Genomic DNA, 15,317 nt, shown 5'->3' with positions numbered 1-15,317 from the left:
CATCGCTCCGCGAAGATGGCCGAATGGTATGAGGCCAATAAGGATGTGGTTTCAGCTTCTCAAAAGGCATGGCGCAGCGCGAATCTGCACAAAATTGCAGCTAAGCAGGCAAGGCGTAGGGCGGCAGAAACCAAAGCGACCCCGGCATGGGCAAACCAAGCCTTGATCAGCAGTTTCTACGAACTAGCGCGCGAGGCTACTCAACGAACTGGCATGCCACACCACGTAGACCACATCGTTCCTTTGCGCGGAAAGATAGTGTGCGGTCTGCACGTCGAATCAAACCTCCAGGTGCTGCCCGGCGCGGAGAACCTGTCGAAATCAAACCGGCAATGGCCGGATATGCCATGAACCAGAAGACACCCCACGGCCTGGCCTTCGACCGCGCCACCGTCCGCAAGATCGACGTCGACGGGCGGATGCACGTTGAGGTCAGCAACATCAGCAAGGCGACGGTCAACCCCTACCGGGGCGACGAGATCCCTGACTGGGAGGCGCTGGGGCTTGACCCCAACCGCATCTACTTCCTGTTGCGTGATCCGGAAGAGCTGGCGCGCGCGGCGCCCACCTTCAACAACATCCCGCTGCTGTCCAAGCACATCCCCGTCTCGGCCGCTGAGCCGCAGAAAGAGTTTGTGGTCGGGGCCACCGGTTCGAACGCCTCCTACCAGGCGCCGTACCTAAAGAATTCCCTCGTCGTATGGGACGCCGTCGCGATTGCGCTCATTGAGTCTGATGAGCAAAAGGAGCTTTCGAGCGCCTATCGCTACCGTGCCGATATGACGCCCGGCAAGTTTGAAGGCGTCGCACACGACGGGGTGATGCGAGACATTCGCGGCAATCACGTCGCGCTTGTCGAAGTGGGCCGTGCAGGCCCGGACGTCGTCGTAGGCGACAGCAGTACCCTCAACCCTTCGGAGATCCCGAAAATGAAACTGAGCAAAACCGCCGCCGTCGTCGCCGGGGCACTCGGGGCGCATATCCGGCCCCGGCTGGCCCAGGACGCGGCACTGGGCGACCTGACCCCCTTCCTGAAGGGCGTCAGCCGCAAGAACCTGAAGTCCGAGCAGCCGCGCATCATCCGCGCCATGCAGAACCACTTCAAGGGCAAGCTGGCGCAGGACGCCGACCTGGAAGACCTGAAAGAGGTCATCGAGGTGTTCACCGACCCGACCGTCGCGCCGATCGGCGAAGACGAGGACGACGACACCGCCGAACCCAAGCCGGTCGCCCTGGACGACGAGCTGATGGGCAAGATGCGCGAAATGCTCGGCGAGAAGCTGGGCCCGGAAGAAGCCGCGCGCGTCATGGCCGCCCTGGGCGAGCCCGCCGCCGGCGCATCCGACGAGCCGCCGCCCACGCCCAACACGCCGCCGGCGCCGGTGACCAAGCAGGCCATGGACCAGGCGCTGGCCAAGGCCCAGAAGGCCGGCGAGGAAGGCGCCATCGCGCGTATGACCGCGATCCGCACCGCCGAGCAGGAATGCCGGCCCATCCTCGGCGAAATCGTCGCCCAGGACTCGGCCGAGGCGGTCTACAAAATGGCCCTGGACGCGAAGGGAATCGACCTGACCGATACGCCGCCCTCGGCGTACCGCGCGCTGGTCAAGATGGCCCTGGCGCAAGACCAGGCTCCCCAAACCCCGCGTGTGGCGATGGACTCGGCCTCGGTGCAGAGTTTCAACCAACGCTACCCCCATCAGCCGAAGGTGATCTAAATGGGCTTCCAGAAACAGGTCTACATCGAACCCGCCGCCGCGGTGGCGGGCGACTTCGCCAGCTCGAACCCGCGCTCGACCGTCCTGGCCGGCCCCGGCGCGCTGGTGGCGGACACCGCCGGCGTGACCGTCGGCCGCTTCGCCTGGGCTGACGCCAACGGCAAGGTCACGAATGCTGGCTCCGGCGTGCCCACGGGCTTCGTGCACCGTGAGCAGCAGGGCGTCATCACCATCTGGCTGGCCGAGGCCACCATGGTCATCCCGGCCGGGCTCGGCGTCACCCTGCACAACCTGGGCGATTTCTGGGCCGCCACCAAGACCGTGGCCACGATCGGCCAGAAGGTATTCGCCTCCAACACGGACGGCACCATCTCCACCGGTGCCGCTGGCGCCACCATCGCCGGTAGCACCGAAACCGACTGGTTCGTTGCCAGCGCGGGGGGCGTCGGCGCGCTGATCAAGATCACCTCCACCAACCTGGGGTAATGACATGAAACGACATCAAGACCTCGCGATGCTGGAGAAGCGCTTCGGCATCGTGTTCCCGGGCGCTCAGGATTACCTGCCCGACGGCTTCCGCGCTGACTACGGCCTGGCCATGGACGCCGCGGGCCCCCTGGTGACGGTCAGCAACTCGGGTATCCCGGGCTACCTGCTGAACTACATCGACCCCGAGCTGACCCGCGTGCTCACGACGCCGATGCAGGGCGCCGTGATCCTGGGCGAGTCGAAGAAAGGCGACTGGACGACCCTGACCGCCACCTTCCCGGTGGTGGAATCCACGGGTGAAGTGTCGTCCTATGGCGACTTCAACAACAACGGCCGCGCCGGCGCGAACACCAACTTCCCGCAGCGCCAGTCGTACCACTACCAGACCATGACGGAATGGGGTGAGCGCGAGCTGGACATGGCCGGCCAGGCGAAGATCAACTGGGCGTCGGAACTGAACATCGCGTCCGCCCTGGTGCTGAACAAGTTCCAGGACAACAGCTACTTCTTCGGCATCGCCGGCCTGCAGAACTACGGCCTGCTGAACGATCCGAACCTGTCGGCGCCGGTGGCCCCGATCTCGGTCGGCGGCGTGACCCTCTGGTCCGGCAAGGACGGCCAGGCGGTCTACGACGACATCGTGAAGATCTACGGCCAGCTGGTGGCGCAGACGCGCGGCCTGGTCACGCGGCGCGACAAGCTGAAGCTGTGCATGTCGCCCGAGATCGAAGTCAACCTGACGAAGACGAACCAGTACAACGTCAACGTCAGCGACATGCTGGCCAAGAACTTCCCCAACCTGACCGTCGAGACCGCCGTGCAGTACGCCACGGGCTCGGGCCAGCTGGTGCAGCTCATCGCGGACTCGATCGAAGGCCAGAACGTGGGAACCGCCGCCTTCACCGAGAAGATGCGCGCGCACGCCATCGTCCGCGACACCTCCAGCTTCAAGCAGAAGAAGTCGCAGGGCACGTGGGGCGCCGTCATCAAGGTTCCGATGGCCATCGCCAGCATGATCGGCGTGTAACGCAGGCCTGCTGCAACGACCAGGGGCGCCAAATCGGCGCCCCTTTTTTATTCGAGGATGAGAAATGTCGACCGTTACCGTCGCGTGCAAATTGCCCAATGGGCTGGTCCTGGACGTCCCGGGCGCTAAACAGCCGGTGGTGCTGAATGGCGCCAACCACCCGGAAGCCATCGCAGGCCATGGCCTCACCGAAGTGGCCGCCGACTTCTGGGAAGCCTGGACGAAGCTGTACCCCGATTTCCAACCGCTGAAGAAGGAGCTGATCTTCGCCCAGGGCGGCGAACGCAGCGCCACATCGAAGGCCAAGGAACGCAAGGACGAAAAGTCCGGCCTGGAAGGCCTGGACCCCGATGCTCCGGCGCCCAACATCAAGCCCGAGAACTACGAAGGCAAGAAGAAATAGGAGCGGCCCATGGCTGTCGTCGTCTTTGATCCCGCTGACTTCCGGCTGATCTACCCGTCCTTCGCGTCGCTCTCGAATGAGCAGCTCAACCACGCCTTCAGCATGGCCACGCTGTACCTGAGCAACAAGGACACCAGCGCGGTCTGTGACGTCGACGAGCGCAAGGTGCTCCTATACCTGCTGACGGCCCACGTCGCGGCGCTGACCTATGGCGAGAACGGCAAGGGCCCGAGGCCGCTGGTGGGCCGGATCAGTAGCGCCACCGAGGGTTCGGTGTCGGTGTCGGCCGAATACAACGTGGCGCCGGGTTCGGCGCAGTGGTATGCCCAGACCGGCTACGGCGCCCAGTACTGGGAGGCAACGGCCAAGTACCGGGTGGGCCGTTATCGGCCCGCGCCGACCGGCTACGCGGTCCCTGTGGTGATTCCATGGCGACCGTAGGCCTGAAGGGCGGCGATGCGCTCATGCGCCGGCTCAAGGAAATGGCCGACAAGGTGGGCGACGGCGGGACACTGCGCACGGGATTCCTGGAGAACGCCACCTATCCTGATGGCACGCCGGTCGCCTATGTGGCGGCGATTCAGGAGTTTGGCTCGCCTGAGAGAGGAATTCCTCCCAGGTCCTTTTTCCGAACGATGATCGCGGCCAAACAGAAGGACTGGCCGCGAGCGCTCGGGGCGCTGGCAAAGAACAACGACTACGACATCGATAAGGCGTTGGGCCAGATGGGCAAGGGCATCAAAGGGCAGCTTCAGGAGTCGATCCGGGAAGTTGACGGGCCTGCGCTGTCTCCTGTCACGCTTCTCCTGCGTGAGCGATTCGGGAACCACCCCGAGGAAATCTCGTTTGCCGATGTGCAACAGGCGCGCCGCGATATCGCCAGCGGAGTACAGCCCAAAGTGACCGGCACTCAGGCAAAGCCCTTGGTCTGGACGGGCAAAATGCTGAACTCGGTAGATTATGAGGTCGACACATGAATCTGCATGCAATCGCCGGCCCGATCATCGCCACGGTGAACCCGATGATCGACGGCACCCTTCGCGCCAGCGATGGCTTCGAGATCGGCGCCGGACGCAAGCAGGTGCCGAAGTACAAGCCGGACGTTGCCGCGCGCCTCCAGGTTCAGCCGCTCAGCGGCAAGGACCTGGCGCACCTCGAGGCGCAGAACATCCAGGGCGTGCAGCGCAGCGTGTACATGTACGGCGACACCCAAGGCGTCGTTCGTCCATTGGCCAAGGGCGGAGACCTGCTGGTATTCGGTGGGCAGGTGTGGCTGGTGACCGTGGTTTTCGAGACTTGGCCCGACTGGTGCAAGGTCGGTGCGACCCTTCAGATGGACGCGGCGCCATGAGCATCCCTGTTTCCATGACCGAGGACGCGCTGGTCGAGGCGCTGGGCGCGTTCGTTCAGGTGATCGTGGGCGACCAGGTCGAGGTGGTACGCGGGCAGCAAAACCGCGTGCCGCCGCCCAGGGGCCGCTACGTGTACATCACGCCGACCTTGGCCCCCGCGCTGTCCCTTCCTCGCACCACCTACGCGGATGTTCCGAGCGCCGGCACCATGACCCTGACGCGGCCCACCCAGTGGAACGCCCAGGTCGATTGCTACGGCGACGGCGCGCAGGACCTGGCCCTGGCCATCTGTATCGCTTTGCGCAGCTCCTACGGCTGCGATGCATTGAAAGCGAGCGGCGCGCAGCCGCTCTACACCGGTGAGCCGCGGCAACTGCCGTTCATCACCGGCGAGGATCAGTACTTGGAACGCTGGTCAGTCGACGCGGTCCTGCAGTTCAACCCATCCATCACCGTGCCGCAGCAGTTTGCGGACGAACTCCACGTGGACCTCGTCGAGGTCGACACTACCTACCCTCCGGGAGCTTAAAGCTATGTCCATTCCCGCCAGTGAAATCGTCCAGGTCGTCCCTGGCGTGATCGGCGCCGGCGGATCGGCGCTCGACCTGAACGGCCTGATCCTCACCACCGATACGGCTGTGCCGGTCGGAACCGTCCAAAGCTTCGCCACGGCGCGCGATGTGGAGCGCTTCTTCGGCGCCACCTCGACCGAGGCGACGCTGGCCGGCATCTACTTCAACGGCTTCGACAACTCGACGCGCAAGCCAGGCAACCTGCTGTTCGCCCAGTATCCGACCGATGCCGTGGCCGCCTACGTGCGCGGCGGCTCGATGGCCTCGACCACGCTGGCGCAGCTGCAGGCCCTGACGGGCGTCTTGACGGTCAGTGTCGACGGCATCGCGAAGACGTCCAGCACGATCAACCTGTCGGCCGCTACCAGCTTCTCGAACGCCGCCTCGATCATCCAGGCCGCGTTCACGTCGTTCGGCGCCTCGTGCACCTACGATGCGCAGCGCGCGGCCTTCGTGATCACCTCGGCCACCGATGGCGCGGCCAGCACTATCAGCTACGGAAGTGGCACGATCGCGGCCGGCCTGAAGCTGACGCAGGCCACCGGTGCCGTGCTGTCGCAGGGCGCCGCCGCCGGCGTCCCGGTCGTGAACATGAGCGCGATCACGGACATCACCCAGAACTGGGCGTCGTTCATGACCACCTTCGAGCCGGATACCGAAGGCAAGGTCGCCTTCTCGGCCTGGACGAACAGCCGCGGCAACCGCTATGTCTACGTGGGCTGGGATACCGACGTTGCGGCCACGCAGCAGGGTAGTACTACCAGCTGGGCCGCGCGTATCGCAGCGAACGAGTATTCCGGTTCGGTGCCGGTCTACAAGGACGTCCAGCACGCGGCTTTTGTGCTTGGCGCCGTGGCGTCGATCGACTTCGAGCGCACGAACGGCCGGATCACGCTGGCTTTCAAGAGCCGGTCGGGCCTGATGTTCTCGGTGACCGACGCGACGACCGCGCAGACGCTGATCGACAACGGTTACAACTTCTACGGCGACTACGCGACCAGCAACGATCAGTTCCGGTTCTTCTACCCGGGCCAGATCAGCGGAAGCTGGAAGTGGATCGACGTGTACGTGAACCAGATCTGGCAGAACGCGGCCCTTCAGCAGGCGCTGATGACGCTGCTCACGCAGATGAACTCGATCCCGTACAACCTCGACGGCTACACGCTGATCGACGCCGCCTGCCTGGATCCGATCAACGCCGGCGTGAACTTCGGTTCCATCCGCGCCGGCGTGACCTTGTCCGCGCAGCAGAAGGCCCAGGTGAACAACCAGGCCGGCGTGGATATCGCAGAAGCGCTCCAGACCCGTGGCTGGTACTTGCAGATCAAGGACGCCACGCCGCAGGTGCGTGAGGCGCGCGGTACGCCGCCCATGACCTTCTGGTACATGGATGGCGGTTCCGTCCAGCAGATCACCCTGGCCTCGTTGGCCGTCCTGTAAGGGCAACAAATCATGACGACTCTGACCAGTGCCAATTCCGTCCTCATGCTGGCGGTGGGTACCGTCTACCCCACGCCCCGCAAGGTCGAGGGCTACGCCACGGACGACGCATTTGCGTTCGACGCCGTGCAGCTCGCCCAGGCGGTGATGGGTGTGGATGGCTATATGTCCGCCGGTTACACGCCGCAGCCCGTGATCCAGACCATCACTATCCAGGCCGACTCCCCGTCGAAGGGGCTGTTCGAAGCCTGGATTGCCGCGATGCAGACGTCGCGGGAGGTGTTCTACGCCAGCGGGTCCCTGGCGATTCCGTCGTTGGAGCGCAAGTACACGCTCCAGCGCGGCGTGCTGACCCAAGCGCCGCCGGTGCCGACCGCGCGCGCCATCCTGCAACCCATGACGTTCCAGATTACCTGGCAAAACGTCAGCCCGTCGGTGGTGTGACATGGCTCGAAAGCAGAAGACCATCACTATCGGCGCGCCGGGGCGCGACAAGGGCAAGGCGTTCCTGATCACCGAGCTGTCGGCGGCCGACGCCGAGGAGTGGGCCGGCCGCGCGATGTTCGCGTTGATGAATGCAGGGGTAGATATCCCCGACAACATCGCGCAGGCCGGCCTGGCCGGGCTCGCGTCGATCGGCCTGAAGGCGCTCCAAACCCTGAAGTTCGCACAGGCGAAGCCGCTTTTCGACAAGATGATGGAATGCGTCGAGGTGGATCTGGGCCGCGCCGGCACGCGGAAGTTGGACAAAGACGACATCGAGGAAGTGGCCACGCGCCTGCTGTTGCGCCGCGAGATCGTGGCGCTACACCTGGATTTTTCGCAAGCCGCCGGCCAATCGACTTCGGCGTCCAGCCCTGGCACGGCGGCAACCACCGGCTGATCAGCTACGCCAATGTGCCGCCCAACATCGCCGCGGTCATCTCCCGGCACCCACACATGCTGCATGACCTGCAGACCGTGTACGGGGCCGAGGATCTCTACAACCTGCTTGAGGTGATCGCGGTGGACGCGCACAACAGGCGCGTGCTGTCCGAAGTGAGGAAGTAGCAATGGCCACCATTCTGGATGCGCTGTTTGTCGAGCTGAAGCTGAACGCCAAAGGGTTCAAGCAGGGCGTGGCGGAGGTCGATCGTTCGCTGAAGCACACGACGGAGGAATCCGGCCGTGCCGCGCGGACGATGGAGGCCAACGGCAAGCAGGCGGCCATGTTCTTCAGCCGCATGCGCAACGAGGCGCTGGCGCTGCTGGCGGTGTTCACGGCCGGGATGGGCCTGAAGAACTTCACCGCGAACACCATCAGCAGCGCCGCGGGCCTGGGGCAAATGTCCAAGAACCTGGACATGAGTACTGAGCGCCTGCAGGCCTGGCAACGGGCCGCCGAGCGCGCGGGCGGGTCGGCGGAAGGCATCACCGCCCAGCTGCGCCAGTCGGCCAGCGAGGTGGCGAAGTTCCGCCGCGGCATGTCCGCCGAGACCTTGCCGGCGTTCTTCCAGTTCGGCGGCAAGGTCGAGGATCTGAAGGACGGCAACAGCTACCTGCTGGCGCGCTCGCGTATCGTGTCGGAGATCTACAAGACCGACCGCGCCCGCGCCGCGCTGGCCGCCCAGATGATGGGCATTTCGGACGACCAGTTCGACCTGATCAAGCAGGGGCCGGCTGCAATCCAGCAGCTGGTGCTGGCGCAGGAAAAGCGCTCGGCCATCTCGTCGAAGGATGCCCAGGACGCCCAGCGGCTGCGCAACATATACCTGGATCTGCGCGACACATTCGAATCGGTGGGCACCAAGGTGCTGATCGCGCTGATTCCTACCTTCGAGAAGCTGTTGAAGGCGGCCCAGAAGGTCGGCGACTACTTCCTGGAAAATCGGCAGCAGATCGTGCAGTGGATAGATAGAGCTGTCGACGGCCTGAGCAACCTGGTCGAGAAGGCAGACCAGGCGGCCCAGGCAGTGGGCGGATGGAAGAACGTGCTGATCGGCCTGGCGGCCCTGAAGCTGTTGTCGATCGTTGCGCCCATGGCGTCCCTGGCGACCGCGCTGGCGTCGATTGGCGCGTCGCTGGGCGTGATCGGGGGCGCCTCGGGTGCGGCCGGCGTTGCGGCGCTTGGGACCATTGCCACGGTTGCGGGTGGCGTGGCCCTGGCCACCTACAGCAAGTCGCTCAATCAGGGCGAGGGCGCCCAGTTGGACGCCCTGAACAATCCGGCCTACCAGAGCGGCAACAAGGCGGCGATGGATGCAATCAAGTTCTTCGAGGGGAAGGGCTACTCGCGAGAGCAGGCGGCCGGCATCGTGGCCAACCTCATGGCCGAAAGCAACCTGAACCCGAAGGCGGTGGGCGAGAACGGGCAGGCGGTTGGCATAGGGCAGTGGCATCCCGTGCGCCAGGCCGACTTCAAGAAGGCGTTTGGCATGGACCTGAAGGACGCGACGCTGGCCCAGCAGTTGGCGTTCGTGGACTGGGAACTCCGCAACACGGAGCGCACGGCCATGGAAAAGCTGCAGGCGGCCAAGACGCCGCAGCAGGCCGGCGATGCCGTGTCACGCTACTACGAGCGCCCGAAGGACAAGGACGGCGAAGCCGAGAAGCGCGCGGCCGCGGCCGGCGCATTGTATGGCGCCGCGCATATCGCCAGTATGGAAGCGGCGGCGGGGTCTTCGACCGCTGCGGCTGCCCAAGCTGCGCCGGTGATTGCGCAGGCCGGCGCGAAGCCATTGCCGCTGAACACCGAGAACAACCACGAGGTCAACATCAACGGGCCGGTGACGATTCACACGCAGGCGACCGACGGCCAGGGCATTGCCCGCGACCTGGGCGCGCTGGGTGGTAGCCAGAGCTTGGTGAACCAGGCGAATACAGGGACTTTCTGATGCCGCTGATCGAATTTCCGAATGTGCCGCAAGTGCCAGGCGTCCCGGCGGTGCTGCGCGGGCTGACGATTCCGTCGCTTGGCGAGCTGGCCAATCTCGGCCTCGGCGCCATCGCTGCGCTGATCTTCGGCATCCCGCGCTGGGGGCTGTATGACCAGGATGGCCAGCAGGTGCTTCTGTTCGACACGTTCCTGGGAATCCGCTTTCGCAACGGCTCGCGGATATCGAGCTTCCCGGTGGAGCAGGGCTCGTTCTCGTCGTTCAACAAGGTGGACACGCCGTTCGACGCCATGCTGCGGTTCGCCCTTAGCGGTGACACGGCTTCGCGCGGTGCATTGCTGAACACCCTGGAGACGTTGAAGGGCAGCGTGGACCTGTTCTCGGTGGTGACGCCAGAGATCGTCTATCCGTCGGCCAACGTCGTGGCCTATTCCTACGAGCGGAATTCTCGTTCGGGGCCCAGCCAGCTGATCGTCGACCTGTACGTCGAGGAAGTGCGGCGGACGGCACAGGCCGCCTTCAGCAGCACAGCGGAGCCCGACGGCGCCGGCGAGCAGAATAACGGGCAGGTGCAGAGTTTCCCGCTCGGTACCGAACCTGGCGAGCCGTTGATCCTGACGACGGAGTTTCAATGAGGAAAATCCCATTGCGCGCCTTGCCGGCGCAGGCCTTCAGCGTGGTGCTGGGCGGCCAGAATTGCCAGGTCAGCGTCTACCAGAAGTCCACGGGGGTATACCTCGACCTGCAGGTGAATCACGAGCCTGTCGCCATGGCGGTGCTGTGCCATGACCGCGTCTGGCTGATCCGGGAGACCTACAGCGGCTTCGTGGGCGACCTGACTTTCGTTGACACCCAAGGGCGCGATGACCCTGTCTACGCCGGTTTCGGCGGCCGCTTCCAATTGATGTACCGGGAAAGCACAGATCTATGAGCTTCGTCAAACGCCGCATCGACGTCACGATCAACCTGGCCGAGGGGCAGTTCGGCGACAACGCTGGGCCCGCTGTCACGCTGTCCGGCTACCGCGTTCAGGCGGCCGTCGTGGCCTACAACGGGGACGCGCAGGCCCAGTTGCAGCTGCGCATCTTCGGCCTGTCGCAGGACATGATCAACAAGCTGACTGTCATCGGGCCCATCCTGACCGAGCGCCGGAACAACCGCATCCTGGTGGCGGCTGGGGACGTGGGCGCCGATGCACTGACCGTGGTCTATGAGGGCACAATCTCGCAGGCCTGGGCCGACTACAACCAGGCGCCGGAGGTGGTGTTCAATGTTGTGGCGCTCGCGGCTGCGTTCGAGGCGGTTAAGCCCGCGAATGCCCGCAGCTACAGGGGAGCGATACAGGCGGCAGTCGTTGCGCAGGATCTGGCCAACGCCATGAATCTGGCCTTCCAGAACAATGGCGTGGATGTGGCTCTGTCAAATCCGTATTTCCCTGGAACCGCACTGGACCAGTTGAAGGCTTGCGCTCGGGCGGCACGGTTCAACTACACGATCGACCGCGGGATTCTTGCAATTTGGCCGCAGGCTGGCGCCCGCGCCGATGAGCCCGTGCTGATCCAGGCGGGCGACAACCTGGTGGGCTACCCGACCTTCACCGGCGGCGGCGTGGAGTTCACCGTGCTGTACACCCCACAGCTGGGGCTCGGCAACCGTGTGCAGGTGATTTCGGTCATCGAGGCAGCCCACGGGGAATGGACGGTAGTGAGCCTCGTGCATCAGCTCGAGGCGGAGGTCCCGGGCGGCGCCTGGGTGTCAAGAATCTTGTGCCAGAGGCCGGTAAATGGCTGATCCTCAATTCGGGTACCGCGGACAGGCTGCGGCTGCCGACGGCTCCCAGGACTTCGGCGCCATCAGCTTCCTGGTGACGCAGATGTTGAATCGGCTGAACACCTGCACGCTGGTGCGCGTGATCGCGGTGACGAACAACGGTGGCGTGTCGCCGGTCGGTTTTGTCGACGTACAGCCGCTGGTGAACCAGTTGGACGGAAACGGGAATGCGGTGCCGCATGGCCAGCTGTTCCAGTTGCCGTACTTCCGGCTGCAGGGCGGCACCGACGCCGTGATTCTCGATCCGAAGGTCGGGGACATCGGCATGGCGGCATTCGCCAATCGGGACCTGTCGGCGGTCAAGGCCAGCAAGCAGCAGTCGAACCCTGGGTCCTGGCGGACGCACGACATGGCCGACGGCCTCTACTTCGGCGGCATGCTCAACGGCGCGCCGGTGCAGTATGTGCAATTCACCGAGGGCGGTATCAACGTGGTGTCACCTTCCAAGGTGGAAGTCATCGCGCCGACGGTGGCGGTTACCGCGTCGGGAGCCGCGACGGTGCAGTGCGCCACCTCGACTGTAACCGCGAGCGGCAGCGCAAGTGTGACGGCGCCGACCATATCGCTGGGCGCCGCTGGCCAGAGCCTGAAGGCGTTTGTGACCTCCGTCTTCCAGACTCTTTTCAACAGCCACACACACCACGAGAACGGGGTGGGCTCTGAAACGAATCCGCCGTCGCAGCAGATGGACGCATCACATATGACCACCACGGTGAAGGGGGGCTGACGTGGATACCCTATTGCTGGATCGAACGGCGTGGGACCTAGTTCTGGATGCTGCTGGCAACATCGCGATGGCGTCGAACCCCTACGCGGTCGCACAGGACGTGGCCAGCGCCATCAAACTGTTCCGTGGTGAGCTGTTCTATGACACGGCCAAGGGCATACCGTACTGGACCGAGGTGCTGGGCCAGTTGCCGCCCCTGGCTCTGGTGCGCGAACGGCTACGCGCCGCAGCCTTGACCGTTCCGGACGTGGCCGATGCCGTGCCTACCATCACCGCTTTCGAGAATCGCCGCCTGAGCGGCTACGTCGAAGTCACGCTGACCAACGGCACGACGTCGACCATCACTTTCTAGGGACCCCATGGCTACCTCCCAAGTACCGCGCGTGCAGTTCACGCCGGAAGGCCTCGTATTGCCTCAAGAATCCGAGATCCTGGCCGGCGTGCTGGCGGACATGGACAGCGCCTTCGGTGGCGGCCTGAACAAGAACCTGGAGACGCCCCAGGGCCAGCTGGCCAGCACCACCACGGCAATCATCGGTGACAAGAACAGCGAGTTTGCCTCGTATGTGAACCAGGTGGACCCTGCCTTCGCCGCCGGCCGGATGCAGGACGCCATCGGCCGCATCTACTTCCTGGACCGCAAGCCCGGCACCGCCACCACCGTGATTGCGACGTGCATGGGCCTGACGGGTGTCACGATCCCCGTGGGCGCGCGCGCGCAGGCGGTCGACGGAAATATCTACCTGTGCACGCAGGCCGGCACGATCCCAGCCTCGGGCAGCATTGATCTGCCGTTCTCCTGCTCGGTCAACGGACCGATCAGCTGCGCGGCGGGCACGCTGAACCAGATCTACCAAGCCATCCCCGGGTGGGACTCGGTCTTGAACGCTGACGCGGGTACCGTGGGCAGCAATGTCGAGTCGCGCGCTGAGTTCGAAGAGCGCCGCCGCCAGTCGGTGGCGATCAATGCCCGTAGCTCGCTGCAGTCCATCTACGCTGCGGTTGCAAACCTGGACGGGGTGATTGACGTCTACGTGACGGAAAACAACCTGTCCATCGCCCAGACCATCGGCGGTGTCTCGCTCGTTCCGCACTCCATCTGGGTGGCCGTCGTAGGAGGCGAGGCGGCGGATATCGCCATGGCCATCTGGCGAAAGAAGAGCAACGGGGCTGACTACAACGGCAACACGTCTTATACGGTTGAGGACAGGGACGGCTATGCCTACCCGTACCCATCCTACGTCGTGAAGTGGGAAACGCCCGTCGCACTGCCCGTGAAATTTGCGGTTCAGTTGGCCAACAATCCCTCGCTGCCATCGAACATTGTGGAATTGACGAAGCAGGCCATCGTCGACGCTTTCAACGGCTCCGACGGAGGTCAGCGCGCGCGCATAGGCTCAACCATCTATGCAAGCCGCTTTTACGCGCCCGTGTCGATGCTGGGCGCTTCGGTGTCAATCCTTTCATTGTTGCTGGGTGATGCGACCCCGACGGCGGCGAGCCTGACCGTGCCCATCAATCGGCGCCCGACTGTGTCGGCTGCTGATATCTCGGTGACCTTGGTATGAACGTGCAACCGAAGCCTGGTCTGGTGGCGCGGACCATCATCAGCCAGTATGCCAACAGCCCGACGCTCGTCCAGTTGATCAACAACATGGACGAATACATCAATCCGGACGCCGATTTTGATGCGTTCTACAGCTTCGTCTGGAATGTGGAGACGGCTCAGGGGTTCGGGCTGGATATCTGGGGAAGGATTGTCGATATCGGGAGAATGCTGACCGTTCCGGGCGATGTCAGCTATCTGGGTTACGAAGAGGCCATCAGTTGGCAGCCCTTCAACCAGGCTCCGTTCTTCGCAGGCGAGCAGGCCACCCAGACCTATCGGTTGGCTGACGATGCATATCGACGCTTAATTCTGGTGAAGGCCCTCGCAAATATCAGCGACTGCACTTCACCGAGCCTTAATCGTTTGCTGTCAAACCTGTTCGAAGGCCGTGGTCGCTGTTACGTGTCTGATACCGGAAACATGGAGTTTCGGTACGTGTTTGAGTTTGCGCTCGAGCCCTTCGAGATCGCCATCTTGACTCAGTCCGGTGCTATTCCGAAACCGGCGGCGGTATTGGCAAATGTTCTACAGGTCGATCGCTCCACCACTTTCGGTTTCCACGAAGGGCTTATGCAGCCATTCGGATCTGGCGTTTTCTTCACATCTTCGGGGCTTATAAATGCAAGCCAGTAATGCACCCAGCAAGTCTCCAGTTCCCTTTGCGGAAAGTGGCACCAAGAACACCATCCCGGTGAATTCGCAAATCGGCATTACGCCTGGGGCGGCATCGTTTACGGATGGATTTCCGCCTTTGACGATGACGCCTCTAGCAGCCGGTGGCGTGCCGCCATATGGTGCCGATTTCAATGGCATCTTGAACTTTCTTAGCGAAGGTCAGCGGTGGGCCAATGCGGGGGGGGGATATACATACGATGCGCCATTTGCAACCGCTATCGGCGGCTATCCGAAGGGCGCGTTGATTCTTGGTAATGATGGGGTGACAGTTTGGGTTAGCCAAGCCGACAACAATGCAGTTGATCCCAATGCGGGGGTGTCGGCGGCTTGGAAAGCTCTGGCCTCTCTGACTTCCCCCGCCTTCCTTGGGACACCGACCGCGCCAACGCCTGTCGTAGCGGACAACTCGACGAAGCTTGCGACCACAGCGTTTGTGCAATCCGTCGTCGCTGGCGTCGCCGCGGTTCCGGCAACAACATTGGTTTCTGGGATCTCTCGGCGCGCTACGACGCCGGAGGCTCAGGGGCTCACCAGTAGTGACACGACGCTCAGCCCCGCGTCGTTGAGAGCGGCATTTCAGGGTACTAACTATTCGGCCACGT

20 protein-coding genes and 1 pseudogene are annotated in these 15,317 nt (G+C 63.8%); all 21 read left to right on the top strand.

Features of this window, described 5'->3' with window-relative positions; genetic code table 11:
• Positions 1-15 precede the first annotated feature (15 nt).
• Positions 16-351 (top strand): hypothetical protein, encoded by a 336-nt coding sequence (locus AOZ53_RS34880; protein ID WP_082385819.1) that lies wholly within the window; start codon positions 16-18, stop codon positions 349-351.
• On the top strand, positions 348-1,718 hold the full coding sequence (locus AOZ53_RS29590; protein WP_054490569.1) for a DUF2213 domain-containing protein: 1,371 nt from the start codon (positions 348-350) through the stop codon (positions 1,716-1,718). Before AOZ53_RS34880 ends, AOZ53_RS29590 begins: the two co-directional genes overlap by 4 nt.
• On the top strand, positions 1,719-2,204 hold the full coding sequence (locus AOZ53_RS29585; protein ID WP_054435374.1) for a structural cement protein Gp24: 486 nt from the start codon (positions 1,719-1,721) through the stop codon (positions 2,202-2,204).
• 4 nt (positions 2,205-2,208) lie between these two features.
• A complete protein-coding gene (locus AOZ53_RS29580; protein WP_054490532.1) occupies positions 2,209-3,234 on the top strand; it encodes a hypothetical protein in 1,026 nt (341 codons plus the stop codon).
• Between the two features lie 64 nt (positions 3,235-3,298).
• A complete protein-coding gene (locus AOZ53_RS29575) occupies positions 3,299-3,637 on the top strand; it encodes a hypothetical protein (protein ID WP_054490530.1) in 339 nt (112 codons plus the stop codon).
• Positions 3,638-3,646: 9 nt separating this feature from the next.
• The gene (locus AOZ53_RS29570) at positions 3,647-4,078 is read left to right on the top strand and encodes a DUF4054 domain-containing protein (protein WP_054490528.1); all 432 of its coding nucleotides are present in this window, start codon (positions 3,647-3,649) and stop codon (positions 4,076-4,078) included.
• Complete coding sequence (locus AOZ53_RS29565; protein ID WP_082385815.1) at positions 4,066-4,614, top strand: hypothetical protein; 549 nt, start codon at positions 4,066-4,068, stop codon at positions 4,612-4,614. The genes AOZ53_RS29570 and AOZ53_RS29565 overlap by 13 nt, the downstream gene beginning before the upstream one ends.
• Entirely contained in the window at positions 4,611-4,988 is a 378-nt protein-coding gene (locus tag AOZ53_RS29560; RefSeq protein ID WP_054490526.1) for a hypothetical protein, read from the top strand. Before AOZ53_RS29565 ends, AOZ53_RS29560 begins: the two co-directional genes overlap by 4 nt.
• Entirely contained in the window at positions 4,985-5,518 is a 534-nt protein-coding gene (locus AOZ53_RS29555; RefSeq protein ID WP_054490524.1) for a phage neck terminator protein, read from the top strand. The genes AOZ53_RS29560 and AOZ53_RS29555 overlap by 4 nt, the downstream gene beginning before the upstream one ends.
• A 4-nt stretch (positions 5,519-5,522) precedes the next feature.
• Positions 5,523-7,001, top strand: a complete 1,479-nt coding sequence (locus tag AOZ53_RS29550) for a DUF3383 domain-containing protein (RefSeq protein WP_054490522.1) — start codon at positions 5,523-5,525, stop codon at positions 6,999-7,001.
• A gap of 12 nt (positions 7,002-7,013) precedes the next feature.
• Complete coding sequence (locus tag AOZ53_RS29545; RefSeq protein WP_054490520.1) at positions 7,014-7,445, top strand: phage tail fiber protein; 432 nt, start codon at positions 7,014-7,016, stop codon at positions 7,443-7,445.
• 1 nt (position 7,446) lies between these two features.
• A complete protein-coding gene (locus AOZ53_RS29540) occupies positions 7,447-7,884 on the top strand; it encodes a hypothetical protein (protein ID WP_054490518.1) in 438 nt (145 codons plus the stop codon).
• A 169-nt stretch (positions 7,885-8,053) separates the two neighbouring features.
• Positions 8,054-9,874, top strand: a complete 1,821-nt coding sequence (locus AOZ53_RS29530) for a phage tail tip lysozyme (RefSeq protein WP_054490515.1) — start codon at positions 8,054-8,056, stop codon at positions 9,872-9,874.
• Positions 9,874-10,509: a hypothetical protein gene (locus AOZ53_RS29525; RefSeq protein ID WP_054490513.1), complete on the top strand. Its 636-nt coding sequence runs from the start codon at positions 9,874-9,876 to the stop codon at positions 10,507-10,509. Before AOZ53_RS29530 ends, AOZ53_RS29525 begins: the two co-directional genes overlap by 1 nt.
• Positions 10,506-10,805, top strand: coding sequence for a phage baseplate plug family protein (locus tag AOZ53_RS29520; RefSeq protein WP_054490511.1), 300 nt, complete (start codon positions 10,506-10,508; stop codon positions 10,803-10,805). The genes AOZ53_RS29525 and AOZ53_RS29520 overlap by 4 nt, the downstream gene beginning before the upstream one ends.
• Entirely contained in the window at positions 10,802-11,665 is an 864-nt protein-coding gene (locus AOZ53_RS29515; protein ID WP_054490509.1) for a baseplate hub protein, read from the top strand. The genes AOZ53_RS29520 and AOZ53_RS29515 overlap by 4 nt, the downstream gene beginning before the upstream one ends.
• Entirely contained in the window at positions 11,658-12,431 is a 774-nt protein-coding gene (locus tag AOZ53_RS29510) for a Gp138 family membrane-puncturing spike protein (RefSeq protein WP_082385814.1), read from the top strand. Before AOZ53_RS29515 ends, AOZ53_RS29510 begins: the two co-directional genes overlap by 8 nt.
• A 1-nt stretch (position 12,432) precedes the next feature.
• Complete coding sequence (locus tag AOZ53_RS29505; protein WP_054490507.1) at positions 12,433-12,783, top strand: contractile injection system sheath initiator; 351 nt, start codon at positions 12,433-12,435, stop codon at positions 12,781-12,783.
• A 7-nt stretch (positions 12,784-12,790) separates the two neighbouring features.
• Positions 12,791-13,999 (top strand): baseplate J/gp47 family protein, encoded by a 1,209-nt coding sequence (locus AOZ53_RS29500; RefSeq protein WP_054490505.1) that lies wholly within the window; start codon positions 12,791-12,793, stop codon positions 13,997-13,999.
• Positions 13,996-14,673, top strand: coding sequence for a DUF2612 domain-containing protein (locus tag AOZ53_RS29495; RefSeq protein ID WP_054461175.1), 678 nt, complete (start codon positions 13,996-13,998; stop codon positions 14,671-14,673). The genes AOZ53_RS29500 and AOZ53_RS29495 overlap by 4 nt, the downstream gene beginning before the upstream one ends.
• Positions 14,660-15,317: pseudogene (locus tag AOZ53_RS34520) on the top strand (hypothetical protein); the annotation flags it as partial. The gene AOZ53_RS29495 and the pseudogene AOZ53_RS34520, both read left to right, overlap by 14 nt.

Source organism: Achromobacter sp. 2789STDY5608621 (assembly GCF_001299375.1).
GTDB classification, from domain to species: Bacteria; Pseudomonadota; Gammaproteobacteria; order Burkholderiales; family Burkholderiaceae_B; genus Achromobacter; species Achromobacter insuavis.
Note: the sequence above shows the minus strand (reverse complement) of the source record. Positions and strands in the feature narration are given on the sequence as shown.